General features: G+C 70.2%; 15 protein-coding genes and 1 riboswitch. Of the genes, 12 read left to right on the top strand and 3 right to left on the bottom strand.

The window, feature by feature from the left end:
• Positions 1-264 precede the first annotated feature (264 nt).
• A complete protein-coding gene (locus tag VF632_RS07485; protein ID WP_331022247.1) occupies positions 265-1626 on the bottom strand; it encodes an erythromycin esterase family protein in 1362 nt (453 codons plus the stop codon).
• 120 nt (positions 1627-1746) lie between these two features.
• Between VF632_RS07485 and VF632_RS07490 the strand changes: the two genes are divergently transcribed.
• Entirely contained in the window at positions 1747-2133 is a 387-nt protein-coding gene (locus VF632_RS07490; protein ID WP_331022248.1) for a DoxX family protein, read from the top strand.
• A 73-nt stretch (positions 2134-2206) separates the two neighbouring features.
• The gene (locus VF632_RS07495; protein ID WP_331022249.1) at positions 2207-2806 is read left to right on the top strand and encodes a zinc ribbon domain-containing protein; all 600 of its coding nucleotides are present in this window, start codon (positions 2207-2209) and stop codon (positions 2804-2806) included.
• Between the two features lie 9 nt (positions 2807-2815).
• Here VF632_RS07495 and VF632_RS07500 read toward each other — a convergent pair whose 3' ends face one another.
• A complete protein-coding gene (locus tag VF632_RS07500; protein ID WP_331022250.1) occupies positions 2816-3262 on the bottom strand; it encodes a hypothetical protein in 447 nt (148 codons plus the stop codon).
• 328 nt (positions 3263-3590) lie between these two features.
• Here VF632_RS07500 and VF632_RS07505 point away from each other — a divergent pair, with 328 nt between their 5' ends.
• The 7 genes from VF632_RS07505 to VF632_RS07535 all read left to right on the top strand — a co-directional run bounded on the left by VF632_RS07505 (position 3591) and on the right by VF632_RS07535 (position 10715).
• Complete coding sequence (locus tag VF632_RS07505) at positions 3591-4457, top strand: MerR family transcriptional regulator (protein WP_331022251.1); 867 nt, start codon at positions 3591-3593, stop codon at positions 4455-4457.
• 204 nt (positions 4458-4661) lie between these two features.
• The gene (locus tag VF632_RS07510; protein WP_331022252.1) at positions 4662-5726 is read left to right on the top strand and encodes a 6-bladed beta-propeller; all 1065 of its coding nucleotides are present in this window, start codon (positions 4662-4664) and stop codon (positions 5724-5726) included.
• A 101-nt stretch (positions 5727-5827) separates the two neighbouring features.
• The gene (locus tag VF632_RS07515; protein WP_331022253.1) at positions 5828-6241 is read left to right on the top strand and encodes a hypothetical protein; all 414 of its coding nucleotides are present in this window, start codon (positions 5828-5830) and stop codon (positions 6239-6241) included.
• A 474-nt stretch (positions 6242-6715) separates the two neighbouring features.
• The gene (locus tag VF632_RS07520) at positions 6716-9016 is read left to right on the top strand and encodes a VIT and VWA domain-containing protein (protein ID WP_331022254.1); all 2301 of its coding nucleotides are present in this window, start codon (positions 6716-6718) and stop codon (positions 9014-9016) included.
• A 167-nt stretch (positions 9017-9183) separates the two neighbouring features.
• Positions 9184-9657, top strand: coding sequence for a MarR family winged helix-turn-helix transcriptional regulator (locus VF632_RS07525; RefSeq protein WP_331022255.1), 474 nt, complete (start codon positions 9184-9186; stop codon positions 9655-9657).
• A 306-nt stretch (positions 9658-9963) separates the two neighbouring features.
• Positions 9964-10320: a type II toxin-antitoxin system RelE/ParE family toxin gene (locus VF632_RS07530; RefSeq protein ID WP_331022256.1), complete on the top strand. Its 357-nt coding sequence runs from the start codon at positions 9964-9966 to the stop codon at positions 10318-10320.
• Positions 10320-10715 (top strand): helix-turn-helix domain-containing protein, encoded by a 396-nt coding sequence (locus VF632_RS07535; RefSeq protein WP_331022257.1) that lies wholly within the window; start codon positions 10320-10322, stop codon positions 10713-10715. The genes VF632_RS07530 and VF632_RS07535 overlap by 1 nt, the downstream gene beginning before the upstream one ends.
• On the opposite strand, the gene VF632_RS07540 is transcribed toward VF632_RS07535, so the two are convergent.
• Positions 10706-11599 (bottom strand): DMT family transporter, encoded by an 894-nt coding sequence (locus VF632_RS07540; protein ID WP_331022258.1) that lies wholly within the window; start codon positions 11597-11599, stop codon positions 10706-10708. The genes VF632_RS07535 and VF632_RS07540 overlap by 10 nt on opposite strands.
• 113 nt (positions 11600-11712) lie before the next feature.
• On the opposite strand from VF632_RS07540, the gene VF632_RS07545 reads away from it, so the two are divergent.
• From VF632_RS07545 to VF632_RS07555, 3 genes are all read left to right on the top strand, one after another.
• Positions 11713-12606 carry a diacylglycerol kinase family protein gene (locus tag VF632_RS07545; RefSeq protein WP_331022259.1) on the top strand — a complete coding sequence of 298 codons (894 nt, stop codon included), beginning with the start codon at positions 11713-11715 and terminating at the stop codon, positions 12604-12606.
• A gap of 22 nt (positions 12607-12628) precedes the next feature.
• Positions 12629-12958 (top strand): MGMT family protein, encoded by a 330-nt coding sequence (locus VF632_RS07550; protein WP_331022260.1) that lies wholly within the window; start codon positions 12629-12631, stop codon positions 12956-12958.
• Between the two features lie 237 nt (positions 12959-13195).
• Complete coding sequence (locus VF632_RS07555) at positions 13196-13735, top strand: NYN domain-containing protein (protein WP_331022261.1); 540 nt, start codon at positions 13196-13198, stop codon at positions 13733-13735.
• 124 nt (positions 13736-13859) lie between these two features.
• A riboswitch (cobalamin riboswitch) is annotated at positions 13860-13987 on the top strand.
• The last annotated feature ends 68 nt before the right edge of the window (positions 13988-14055 follow it).

Below are 14055 nucleotides of genomic sequence, written 5' to 3' on the forward strand. Positions count from 1 at the left end.
TCCCGGCCTCTCCCCCATAAACCCCATGGGGGAGAGGAGAATTCGATTGCGCTCCGGCTGGCCCGGTGCACTCGACTGGCTCCCTTCCCCCGCGCAGTTTGCGGGGGAAGGGTTGGGGATGGGGGGCGCCGGCCCGAGCACCCGGCCTGCCTGTCCCATCGATCCCGCAGTGTATCCGGGCGACGCAAGATGTATCCGGGTGACGCAAGATGCGCGGTCGTGGCATTGTGCTCGTCCACGCCTCGCATCCCGGGCCCCGCTTCCTCACAGGCCGGATGGGAACGTCTCCGGCGGCTCGGCGGATTCCCAGCCGGGCGTGGGCTCCAGCGGCCGCAGGGCGCTGGTTTCGTCGTAGTGGATCACCGCGTCGAACTGGTCCGCGACCTCGGCGTGAAAGTAGTGGCTCCAGCGCTCCGTCTCGGGAGCGTAGATCACGCCGATGGCGCGCTCCAGCCGCGAGGTGCGCAGGGCGTCGGCCGCGGGGCCGCCGCCGCGCAGGGGGAGGAAGAAGTTGGGGGTGCCCACCTGGTGGAACAGGCGCTCGTAGCTGCCCTCCATCCCCGGCCGCACCCGCTTCCGCTCCGCCGGCGCGTCCCACTCGCTGGCGGCGGTCACCGTGCCCGAGTACGTGCTGAAGCCGATCAGCCGTGCCTCGTCGCCGTGCCGCTCGCGTACCAGCTGGCCCACGTTCCACTCGCCGTCGCGCCCCATTTCCGTCGCGCGCGCGTCGCCCAGGTGGGAGTTATGCTCCCAGACGACCACCTTCGGCGGGATGCCCTTCGATTCGAAGTGGCCGCAGAGCGCGTCCAGCGAGTCGGCCATGTGGCAGTCGCGCAGGTTCCAGCTCGACACGCGCGCGGCGAACATGCTGCGGTAGTACTCCTCGGCGTTCTTCACCAGCCGCGCGTTCTGCTCTGCGTAGAAGTGCTCATCCCCCGCCAGGCCGCCCTCCTCCCCGGCCATCTCGGACGCCCGCTCGCGAAGCTCGTGAAGCTGGCGCACCGCCTGCTCCTCGCACGCCGGGGTGATGCCCAGCTGCGCCGCGTACCCGTACGACTGCGGATCGCCACCGCCCGCGCGATGGAAGCACCCGTAGCGCTGGCGCGCGCGCCGGGCTCCCTCGGGGTCTACCTCGTCCAGGTAGCCGATGACGGCCTCAATGGAGGCGAACATGGAGTACAGGTCCAGCCCGTAGAAGCCGACACGCGTGGCATCCGCCGGCAGCGACTGGTTGTGCTCCCGCAGCCAGGCGACGAGCTCCACCACGTCGTCGTTGCGCCACATCCACTGGGGAAAGCGCTGGAATCCGCCCAGCGCCTCGTCGGGGGTGGCGTCGCTGCCTGCGCCGCGCACGTAGCGGTTCACCCGGTAGGCGTCGGGCCAGTCGGCCTCCACCGCCACGGCGGTGAACCCCTTCTCGCGGACCAGCCGCTTTGTGATCTCCGCGCGGGCGCGGTAGAACTCGTGGGTGCCGTGCGTGGCCTCGCCCAGCAGCACGAAGCGCGCATCGCCCACCAGCTCCAGGAGCGCGTCCCAGTCGCCCTCGCCGCCGTTCAGCGGAACCGCCGCCCGGCGCACCGCCTCCACGGCCGCCGCATCGTCCCCGCCCTTCGCTCGTCCCAGCATCGCTCGCCCTCTCCGTTCGATGGATGTCGGGCGCGGCGGGCGCGCACCGAGCATGCCAGCGGCCCGGCTCCTGCGCATGCACGCGGCCCTGATCAGCGGACGCTGCGACAACGGGAACGGATGCAAATCGGGGTTTCCGCTGGCGCGTCGCGGATGGTGCTGGCGGCGATCTTCGTCGTGGCCGGCGTGCTTCACTTTGCCATCACCGACATGTACGTCCGCGTGATGCCGCCGTACCTGCCGTGGCCGCGCGAGCTGGTGATGGTGAGCGGCGTCTGTCAGGTGGCGGGCGGCGTGGGGCTGTGCATGCCCCGGCTGCGCCGCGCGGCGGGATGGGGGCTGGTGCTGCTGCTGGTGGCGGTGTGGCCCGCCAACCTGCAGATGTACGCCGACGCGCGGGCCTCGGGCGACCCCCTGTTGGGCGTGATGCTGCTCCTGCTGCGCCTTCCGCTGCAGCTGGTGCTCATCTGGTGGGTGTGGAAGGCGGCGGGGCTGGGGCGGCGCTGACCCTTGCGCCGATGCGGAAAATAAAGCATTTTGTTTACCCAATTCCCCTCCGCACACCACCAATCTCCTCCCCATGAAGTCCTGCCGTGACTGCGGCCAGCCGGCCGCCGCCAGCGCCAGATCGTGCCCGCATTGCGGGATCCTGAACCCCGTCGTGCAGTGGGTGGCGCTTCCCGATGGTGAGCACCTGACGCATCGCGAGTCCGTGAAGTCGTCCGCGAACCCGTTCGCGTACTTCGCCGCGCCCTCCACCGCCAACGCCGCGGCGCTGGCCGGGCCCGCGTACGCCACGCAGGCGCGGGCGGCCGCCGACCAGGACGCCATCGAGGCCATCAACGTGGCGGCGACGCGGTTCTTCTGGGTGGCGGGCTTCACCCTGGTGTTCGGCTACGTGCTCCGGGACGTGGTGGGGCAGTACTGGTACGCGGATGGGGTGATCGTGGGCGCGCTGGCGTTCGCGCTGAAGGAGATGCACAGCCGCGTGGCCGCGGGGCTGCTGCTGGCGTTCTCTGCCCTCACGGTCCTCATGCAGGTGCTGGAGCTCTTCGGAGGCTCCTTCTTCATCGGGCGGATCGTGCTGTGGGTGGTGTTCACGGGCATGTCGTACCGCGCGCTGATGGCGACCATCGCCCTTCACAAGCAGCAGCAGGGCACCCCCGCGCTGGCCCGCTGACCGCCGGCGCTACCCGGGGCGGCGCAGCGAAAGCCGCAGCTTCTGCTCGGTAACGGTCACGACCAGCGTGTCGCCGGCCTGCACGGGCCCCAGCTGGGCGCCGTCCAGGAACTCGCACATCGGCTCGTCGCCCACCTGCACGCCGGACCGAAAGCCGGCCGCGTACGCCACGCTGCCGGCCTCGCGCTTCCTGGCGTTGCTGCGCAGGTACACGCCGCGGTCGTTCATCAGCCACAGCCCGGGAGGCGCGCCGGTGCCCGGGTGGTTCACCTCGCCGTCCCACTGGCCGGGGTCGGCGGCCAGGTCTATGCCGGCCGCGATCAGCCGTTGCGCCTCGGTCATCAGTCGCCCCCGGGCCCCGTGCGATTCATCGAGCAGCGCCCGCACTTCGGCCCCATCGAACTCGAACCGGTTCTCCATCGCTCCCTCGGTATCGGACGAAGTATCCGCAGGCATCAACCCTGCCGCTCCTGACGGGCCTTAACACGTAGAATCCGGTCCGATCTTACACCAAAATAGTGCAAGGCCCCGGCCTTCGGCGACGCAAGGCAAGCACCCGCGCCGCATGGTCATACGCGAATCGAGCCACACGGCTGGCATCGAAGGAATTCGCGATTTGCACGCCTTGCCAGGCAAGCCCTGTCCAACGAGATTCCAATCTGTGCAGAAGTCCTGCCGATGATGGTAATCGGTGGTTCGGACGTGGTTCTAGAGTGGCCCGCGCCCTGCGTGCCGCCGCCCGCCTCGCGCGGCAGCACCCGGCTTTTCGATCGAGGGACGTCGTATGACCTATCGCATCAAGCGAGTCGCCCACCTGACGGGCATCAACCCGGCCACGCTGCGGGCCTGGGAGCGCCGGTACGGGCTGGTGGCGCCCGACCGCACCGGCTCCGGCTACCGCTTGTACACGGACGAAGACGTGGCCATGCTGTCGCGGATCAAGGCCCTGGTAGACGAGGGGCTGACGATTGGCGAGGCCATCACGCGCGTGCGCCGCGGCTCCGAGCCGCTCCCCGCGGATGGCACCGGGCCCTCCGTGCGCGAGGCGCGCGCCCGCATGCTCGAGGCGCTGCTGACGTTCGACCGCCGCGGCGCGCTCGAGGCGTACGACGCCATCTCCAACCTGCCGCCGGTGCGCCGGGTGGAGGAGGTGCTGCTGCCGCTGGTGCGCGAGGTGGGCGACCTGTGGGGGTGCGCGGAGATCGGCGTGGCCGAGGAGCACTTCGCCAGCGCCCTCATCCGCGAGAAGCTGGCGGGGATCATGGAGGACCTGGACACCGGCACCGCGCGCGGCCCCGAGGCGGTGTGCGTGGGGCTGGCGGGCGAGCGGCACGAGTTCGGGCTGATGGGCATCTGCATCAACCTGGCGACGCGCGGGTGGCGGGTGCTGTACCTGGGCGTTGACCTGCCGATGGACGAACTTCAGCGCGTGGTGCAGAGCCGCCGCCCGGCGCTGCTGTGCACCTCGGTGGTCAACCAGATGGGCACCGCCGAGTTCCGGCGCCTGGTGCGCGAGCTTCGCGACATGGCGCCGCCGGAAACGGAGATCGTCATCGGCGGCCCGGGGCTCCCCGACAGCACCGCCGTGGCCGACGTCGCCGGCGTGCACGTGGCGGAAGAGCTGGTGGGCCTGGTGCACGCCAGCGCCTGATCGCGCCTCGCCTCGCACCGAAAGCCCCCTCGTCCACCGGCGAGGGGGCTTTCCTGTTGCCGACAGTCGCTTCCAATCCCCCGGCGCCTGTCCCCGGTCTGGTCAGGCCCGTGACGCTACCACTTGCGGCACCACTTGCGGCCCGGAGCGGCGGGGGGTTAGCATTCGGAAGCCAGATGTTTCCCGCCGCCCTCCGCGTTCCCCATGAAGTGTTTTTCCCCGCGCGTCCTTGCGGCCACCGTTTTCCTTGCCTGGGGCGCGGCATGCTCCGAGAGCCGTCCGGAGAGCGGTGCCGGTGTCGTCGCACAGGCGCGGCCCGCCGAGTTTTCGGCGTTGTTCGCCAGGAGCGGCTCCGTCCGGCTGGAGCAGCCCGACTCGGCGCCCATCGTACGGATCTCCGGGATCGACCAGGACAGCGGCGGGCGCATCCTGATCGGCGACGTGTCGGAAGGGAACGTAAAGCTGTTCGCGCCGGACGGCCGCCTGCTCCGCGTCATCGGGCGGAAGGGCGGCGGCCCAGGCGAGTTCACCGCCCCCCGGTACCCGCGGTTCGGCCCTGGCGGGTTGATCTACGTCGCCGATGCCCAGAATCCCCGGATCCAGGTGTTCGACTCGGCCGGAACGCTCCGCGGCTCCACCCGCCTGGGCGGAGCAGGCGTCATCATGGGCTTCGAGCCGCTCACCGCTTCGACGTACCTTCTCGCGGTCAGGCGTGCCACCGACGACCGCGTGCTGGTGGAAATGGACTCCTCGGGTACGATCCGCCGCCAGTTCCTGCGGATCGGCAAGGTGAACCCCACCGGCCAGGACGACCTGGAGCTGTGGGGCAACGTCCGGAGCTTCTTCGTAACGGTGTCGAGCGACACCGCGTACGTCTCCACGACGCTCTCCGACACCTTGTGGAGCGTGCACCTGCCGACCGGGCGTGAGGGGCGCACCCGGCTCGCCTTTCCGGGGTACGTTCCCCCCGCGCCTCCGGCGAAGTCGCTGCCCGACGGCATTCAGGGGCTCATGGCGTGGAGCCGGAGCTTCCATTCGGGAAGCACCATCAGCTCCGCGGGCGGTGCCTTGTTCCTGCCGTATGTACAGGGCGTCCTGAATGATGGAGATCCGATGCTGCTCCTGGTACGCGGAAGAGATGGCCAGTGGCTCGCGGCCAGCGGCGCGCCGCCCATCATCGGTGCGGGAAACGGCGGAGCCATCGGCATCCTCACTCCCGGGCAGGACCAGGTAGAGCTCGGATTCTTCCAGCTGCGCCCCCGGCAATGAGGTGCATCCCGGCATGGCTTGCACTTGCTGGAGCCCTCGCCGGGTGCGCCGATGAAGCCGGGGCGGGACCGCCGAGCCTGGCCGTCCAGCGGGAAGAAGCCATGGAAAGCGCCGCCGGATTTTCGGGGGCGCTGCGCGGCGGCGCCGTCGTCGGTGCATGCGGGGCCGCCGCACCTGTCAGGGCACCCGCGGTGGCGGTACTGGTCAATGCGCGGCAGTGTCTCAGCTGCCGGGACCTGGGCTACATGCTGCGGCGGCTGCCCTCGCACCTTCATCCAGGAGCGGACGCGGTCCTGGTCACCCCTGCGTCCGACACCGCGGCTGTTTGCCCGTTCGTGCGCCAGGAACGGATAAGGCTTCCCGTTGTCGCGACCACACGGGACAGCTTTGGATTCAGGAACACCGCCGTCCTGACGGTTGCGTATCTCCGGCCCGACACGACGGTCGACTCCGTCCATTTCGCGCTCAAGGGGAGCGACCTGTTGAAGCAGGTTGGCCCCGTGCCTCTGAAGTAAGCCCTCGCCGCACCATCAAACCCCGCAACGCCGGAGCGTATCATGTCGAAATCTCGCCTGCTCAAGGTTGCAGCCGTACTGCTGGGAGCCAGCCTGTTCACCTCGCCCGTCAGTTCGCAACATGAGTTGGAAGGGGGCAGGTGGCGGGTGCTTACCTGCAACACGGATGGCACGTACACGTGCATCTACGAAAACTGCCTGACGAACTGCTGCCCGCTGTAAAGGCGCGGAATGGCTGCGGCTTGCCATGGCAGCCGTGAACCGTGACATCCAGAAGGACGGCCGCCCGACCCCGGCGAGGGCTCGCAGGGAAGGGCGGTCGGCGCACTGGCACCCGGCGATGCATTCCGCATCGCCGGGTGCTGCGTTTTCGTACCGCCGCCTCACGCACGGGCGCAAGGGAACCCCGACCGGGGGCGCGCGAGTACAACGGAGTGCCCACCGCTGTCCATCACTCGTCCGTCCGAGGACCCCATGCGCATTCCATCCCTCCTGATCGCCCTGGTGCTGCTGGGCGCGGCCACGCCCGGCGCGGCGCAGGGGATCATCGTTCCCGGGCCCTGCCCCGACTGCCGTCGTCCGAGGCCCCAGCCGGAGCGCTTTCCCAGCATCCCGGTGGAATCGGTCTCCTTCCAGACCACCATCCAGGGACAGGTGGCAACGACCCACGTCACGCAGGTGTTCCGGAACGAGCACGACCAGGTGATGGAGGGCACGTACTTCTTTCCGCTCCCCGAGGACGCCTCCGTCACCGAGTTCGCCATTTGGGACGGCAACCGGCGGCTGGAGGGCGAGGTGCGGCCGCGCGACGAGGCCCGGCGCATCTACGAGGACATCGTCCGCCGCGTGCGCGACCCCGGGCTGCTGGAGTACGCGGGCCAGAACCTGTTCCAGGCGCGCATCTTTCCCATCCCCGCGCGGGGCACCAAGAAGCTGGAGCTCACCTACACCCAGGTGCTGCGCGCCGAGAACGGCAGCGTGGGATACCGCTACCCGCTGGGCATCGGCCGCAACGCGGCGCGGGTGGAGCGGCTGACGGGCGAGGTGAGGATCGCCGCGCGCGGCGGGCTGCGGACGGTGTACTCGCCCAGCCACCAGGTAGACGTGCGGCGGCAGGGCGGCGCGGACGCGCGGGTGAGCTTCGAGCAGGGGCCGCGCTCGGAGCGGCGGGACTTTCAGCTCTTCTACTCGCTGTCCGAGGCGGAGGTGGGGATGTCGCTGTTCACCTACCGCGAACCGGGGAAGGACGGGTACTTCCTGCTCCTGCTTTCGCCCACCTCCGAGTCGCAGCGCCGCGAGTACCCCGCCAAGGACGTGGTTTTCGTGGTGGATGTCAGCGGGTCGATGGAAGAGGCCGGGAAGATGGAGGAGGCGCGGCGCGCGCTGGCCTACGGAATCCGCGGCCTGAACCCCGGCGACCGCTACAACGTGGTGGCGTTCTCGGGCGAAACCCGGCTGATGGAAGAGGGGCTGATCGCCGCCGACCAGGCCGGGCGTGCCCGCGGCGCCCGCTTCGTCCAGGGGCTGCAGGCGCGCGGCGGCACCAACATCAACGACGCACTCACGGAGGGATTGCGGCAGTTTCCGCGCACGTCGACGCGCCCGCGGCTGCTGGTGTTCATGACGGACGGCCTGCCCACGGTCGGCGTGACGGACGTGGACCAGATCATCCGCAACGTGGAGCGTGGGCGGGCGGAGGGCGTGCGGCTGTTCACCTTCGGCGTGGGATACGACGTCAACACGCGGCTGCTGGACCGCGTGGCGGCCGAAAACGGCGGCACCGCCGACTACGTGGCGCCCAACGAGGACATCGAGGTGAAGGTCTCGGCCTTCTTCGACAAGGTGAACCATCCCGTGCTCACCAACCTGCGCCTGGACATGGGCGCGGTGCGCACGGACCTGGTGTATCCGCGCGCCCTGCCGGACCTGTTCAAGGGCACGCAGGTGGCGCTGGTGGGGCGCTACCGCAACGAGCAGGACCTGGCCAACGTCACCCTGCGGCTGAGCGGAAACGCGTCGCCCACGCAGACGTTCACCTATCCCGGGCTGCGCTTTCCCCGGCGCGACGAGCGTCACGAGTTCCTTCCCCGGCTGTGGGCCACGCGGCGCGTCGGCTGGCTGATGGAGCAGATCCGCAGCAACGGCGAGAACCGCGAGCTGGTGGACGAGGTGGTGGACCTGGGCACCCGCTACGGCATCGTTACGCCGTACACCTCGTTCCTGGCGCTGGAGCCGGGGGCGCAAACCCGTGCCGAGGACCTTTCCGGACAGGGCCGCGCCGGCGGGAACACCCCGCTGTTGCTCGATGGCGCGCCTGCGCCGGCTCCCCAGACGCGTCGGGACCGCAGGGGCGGCAGGCCGGCACCCGCGTCGCCTGTCCCTCCCCCGCCGCCCGCGATGTCGCCGCCGCCTCCCCCGCCCGCGGCCCCCCAGTGGGATCCGTCGGCGACGACGGGCCGCGGCGCCGTGGAGCAGAGCCGCGAGTCGCGCCGGCAGCAGGAGGCGGTCGCGCTCGAGGACGTGGTGGTGACCGGTGCGGAGCGCGGCATGCAGCGCGTGGGCGACAAGACGTTCTACCTGCGCGGCGGCGTGTGGACCGACGCGGAGATCAAGCCCGACACACGCCTGCCGGAGACCGCGCTGGAGTTCGGCACCCCGGCGTACTTCGACCTGGTGACGCGCATTCCCGAGCTGGCCCGCTACTTCAGCCTGGGCGAGCAGGTGGCGGTGGTCCACGACGGCCGCGTCTACCGGGTGCGTCCCGCCACGCCGTAACGGTCCATCACGGGCAGGATGGGAAGAGGCGCGGGGGAGGCGATCCCCCGCGCCTCGTCGCATCTGTGGGACGTTCCCCGCCATGGGGTGTATTCATCAAGAACGTGCACTTGACGATATCTGTTGCAACGCATCTACTTGGGGTGCACTCGAACCGCGGGAGATCCATGGCTGGGCGCATCCAGAAAGAACTGAAGCAGTCGAAGCCCATCGACAGCCTGGAAGAGGAGATCTTCCTCAACCTGGCCCGCACGTACGAGGCCCTGTCAGCCGAGATCGCGGAGCTGCTGCGCCAGCACGACCTGCGGTCCACGCAGTACAACGTGCTCCGCATTCTGCGCGGCGCGGGCGAGTCGGGGCTCACCGCGGGGGAGATCGCCGAGCGGATGATCACCCGCGACCCGGACGTCACGCGGCTGATTGACCGCCTGGAAAAACGGGGGCTGGTGGAGCGGTGGCGGTGCACGCACGACCGGCGCGTGGTGTGGACCCGCATCAGCCCGGAGGGGCTGGAGATGATCGCGCCGCTGGACGACTCGATGCGCGAGCTGCACGTGCGGCAGCTGGCCCACCTGGGAGCCGAGCGGCTGGCGACCCTGCGAGACCTGCTGGAGGAGGCCCGCGCGGGTATCGGCGGCTGACTTCGGAGGCTTTCAGAAACGGCGCTCCCCGGCGGACTCGGTCCGCCGGGGAGCGTTTTCCTATCTGTGTCCAACCTGTGGCGGGAGCGGATAGCCCGTCAGTGCCCGCGTGGCTACTGGGGTTCCGCGCCGCTGTCTCGCAATGTCCGCTCCGGACGCGCCAGCGCCGCGACTGATTTTGGCCACCCCCTGGCGTGTACTCCGTGCACTTGCGTAGCGTTCTCCCGCGCCGCAGGTGGATCTACGGAAATGCGCAGCTGGCCGTCGCGGCGATGAAGGGCCTTGCGCACATGTCGGATGTGACATATGATTGAAAGGTCGGGGGCGGCGGGCAAGCGCCTGGTGGTGCTGTCGGGCCGGATCATGACGCCGCCGTTCTCGGCCAGTGCACGGCGAGAGGCCGGTACCCTGATCCGCGCGCTGCAGGAGGGGCGCATGCTCAGCATGCCGCGGTCCAGGCCCATGCCCGGCATCGGGGCGCGGTGCCACGAGCTGCGCATCGTCGACGAGGACAAGAGCTGGCGGATCGTCTATCGCATCGATCCCGACGCCGTGGTGGTGGTCGACATCTTTCAAAAGGCCACGCAGCAAACGCCGGTGCTGGTGCTGGAAGTGTGCAGGAAGCGGCTCAGACGCTACGACGCAAGCCAGGAGGAGAACTGATGAACGCTCGCAAGCAGAAGCAGCTGGAGGAACAGGGCTGGGTGGAGACCGACGTCCAGGAGCTGTTCGGCCTCACCGCCGCCGAGGCGGCGTACGTGGAGCTCATGATCGCCCTCTCCAACGCGGTGCGCGCCCGCCGCCTGGCGATGGGCCTCACCCAGCAGCGCCTGGCCGAGCTGCTGGAGTCCAGCCAGTCGCGCGTGGCCAAGATGGAGGCGGCCGATCCCTCGGTGTCGCTGGACCTGCTGATCCGCGCGATGCTGGCGATGGGGGCCACGCCGCGGGAGCTGGGGGCGGTGCTGGCAGCCGATGCTCCGGCGCCCGCGGCGCCCCGGGCCGTGCGGGCCCGCGTGGCTCCCCGGGGGCGCACCGCGCGCCGCGCCGCTCAGGGGTGAGGCGGCTCGTCCTGCGTGGTGCGTGAAGGCCCGGCCACCATCAGCAGGACGCCCAGGAGGACGACGGCGGCGCAGGCGTAGCCCACGGGGCTCAGCCGTTCGTTCCACATGAAGTAGGCGCCGATGGCCGCCACGACGGGTTCGACCGTGGCGACCGTGGCGGCGCGCGTGGCCTCGATGCGCTTGAGGCCCGCGCTGTAGAACACGTACGAGAGGTAGGTGGGAACCGCGCCCAGGAACACCAGCGCGGCCCAGGCGGTGCCGGACTTCGGGCGGAAGTCCACGAAGGGCAAAAAGGTGAGCGCGCCGATGGGGAGCGCGTAGATGAAGAGCGTGGCGGTGGTGTAGCGTTCGAAGTAGCGCTTGCCGAACAGGTAGTACATGGCGTAGGCGACGCTCGAAAGCAGCCCCCACCCCAGCGCCGCGGGGCTGATCCGGATGCCGCCGCCGCCGGACAGGGCGATGCCCGCCACGCCGGCCGTCGCCAGGGCCAGCGCGAGCACCACGCGGCGGGTGATCCGCTCGCCCAGGAACGCGGCGGAGAGCAGCGCCACCCACACCGGCGCGGTGTACAGCAGGATGGCCGCCAGCGCGGCCCCGCCCGCGTCCACCGCCTGCGAGTACGACGCCAGCAGTCCCGCGACCCCGACGACGCCGAACGCCGCCACCATCAGCCGGTCGCCGCGGTCGATGTGCACCTTGCGGGTAACGGCGGCGTGCACGGCGAAGAGCGCGGCGCCAATCAGCGCACGCCACAGCGCCACCTCCAGCGGGTGCAGCCCCTCGGCGAGGGCGGTGCGGGTGACGGGGCCCATCAGCCCCCACAGCGTGGCCGCGATGGCCACGAACAGCGTTCCGATCAGCCGGTTTCGTCCCTGCGTCATGCGCGGGAAGCTACGCAGGGCGCGCGCCCGCCGCACTTCACGCCCTTGCGCGGCTGGCCCCGCGCGGGCCATCGTCCCGCGCCCGCGTCGCATCTTCCCCGCTCGCCCCACCCATGCCCATCGACCGGTTCTACGTCGTCCTGAACCCCACCGCCGGGCGCGGCGCCGCAGCCCGCATGCGCGCGGTGCTGGCGCGCGAGATGGCCGGCGTCGACCACGTGGTGGCGGAAACGTCCGCGCGTGGCGAGGCGGCGGAGCTGGCGGAAGCGGCGGCGCACGGCGGCTGGCCGGCCGTGGTGGCCGTGGGCGGCGACGGCACGGTGCACGAGGTGGTCAACGGGCTGATGCGAGCCGCGGGCGACGGGCCGCCCGCGGCGCTGGGGATTCTGCCCATGGGCAGCGGCAACGACTTCGCCCGGCTGGCCGGAGTGCCGACGGTGCCGGTGCAGGCGCTGCGGCGGATCGTCGCGGGCTCCGGGCGGCAGGTGGACGTCGGCAGCGTGAACGGGCGCTGGTTCAGCAACGGCGTGGGGATCGGGCTGGATGCGCGCGTGGCCATCGAGGTGGACCGTCGTCGGCGCTTCCGCGGCCTGGCGATGTACCTTCACGCGCTGTCGAAGGTGCTTCGTGTCTATTCGCCGCCGCGGATGCGCGTGGAGATCGACGGGCAGGCGGCTGGGGACAGGCCCATGACGCTGGTCACCGTCGGCAACGGCGGGCGGCACGGGGGCGGCTTCTGGATCTGCCCCGACGCGCGCATCGACGACGGCGTGCTGGACGTGTGCATGTGCGACGGGCTGGGGACGCTGGGCATCCTGCGCTTTCTTCCCCAGGTGCTGCGCGGCACGCACACGGGCGCCTCGTGCGTGCGCATGCGCCAGGCCCGCCGCGTCCGCGTCACCAGCCCGGACCCGCTCCCCGTGCACGCCGACGGCGAGATCATCGCCGAAGCCGCCCACGAGGTAAGCATCGAGATCCATCCCGGACGCCTGCGGGTGCTGGTTTGATCGTCGGGCCGGGCCCATCCGCGTGAGTCCGTCGGACGCGTACGCCCGCATCTATGCCGCCGTGCGGAAGGTCCCGCGCGGGCGGGTCGCGACGTACGGACAGATCGCCACGCTGGCCGGGTTGCCCGGGCACGCGCGGCAGGTGGGATACGCGCTGCATGCGCTCAAGGACGGGCGCGTGCCGTGGCACCGCGTGGTGAACGCGCAGGGGTGCATCAGCGCGCGGGCGGACGAGCCGGGCGGAAGCCTGCTGCAGCGCATGCGGCTGGAGCAGGAGGGGGTGGAGTTCGACGCCAGGGGCCGCATCGATCTGCGCCGGTTCGGGTGGAAGCTCCGCATCCCAAAGGAATGATGGAGGCGGCCCTCGCCCGCCATGCACACGCCTGTCCTGCGACACGCCACAGAGATTGACATTCGCCCCGCCCCGGTATAGCTTTCGCGTCACGAAAGCAGGCCCGCTCCCTTCGGGGTACCGGGTACGTAACTCCGGGGGGTTGTGCGCATGTCGCACAACCCCTCGTTATTTTTTCACCCGAAACCTCTCGTGACGGTCCAATCACCCGACCCGGCTCCTGCGCGGATGCTCCGCATGGAGATCTTCGTTGACGGAACCAACTTTCGGCTCGCGCAGCTGGATGCCGGGGCGCGTGATTTGGACATCCCCCGCTTTGCTCGACAACTCGCGCGCGGTTACGTCCTCGTCAAGATGCGATACTACGCGTCACCTCTGGACAGGAGTTCCCGCCAATACGTCGGGCAGCAGCGCTTCTTCGAAGTCCTTCGCGCAAGCAAGGCGCTGGACCTGATCCTGGGCCGGAACGAGCCACGGCGGCAAGCTATCACATGCGAATTGTGCAAGAGGGTTTTCACGCACAAGCACGCCGGCGAGAAGGAGACGGACGTCAACCTCGCCGTCGACATGACCATTGGAGCACACACGAATCGCTACGACGTTGCCGTGCTGGTCGCGGGGGACACCGATTATGTCCGCGCCGTGGAAGCCGTGCAGCAGACCGGAAGGAGGGTGATCTGGTGTCACTTCCCGGGCCAGGCGCATACGGACCGGCTGCGCCAGGCGTGCGACGACCAGGTGGTCCTGACCGACAAGTTCCTCCGAGCCTGTCGCTAGCTGCCTTCACTCCCGCGGCCGCTACGCTGCGCTGATCCGAAGGCCTGGCGATCGTGGATGACGCACTTTACACCCTCGGTGCCCGCGGCTAGTTTAGATTCGACATAGCACGAGGGGGCCTCACGGAAGCCGGTGAAAATCCGGCGCGGCCCCGCCACTGTAAGAGGCCCGGCGCACGCCGGTCCGGCCCGCTCACTCCGCCACTGGGTCGTTGCCCGGGAAGGCGAGCGGTGCTGCCTCGAGCCAGGAGACGCGGCCCTCTCGTTCCCGCAACGATGCACCCCTCGCGGGAGGGGCGCGGGGTACGAGTCTGTTGGCCG

Source organism: Longimicrobium sp., from assembly GCF_036388275.1.
GTDB lineage: Bacteria > Gemmatimonadota > Gemmatimonadetes > Longimicrobiales > Longimicrobiaceae > Longimicrobium.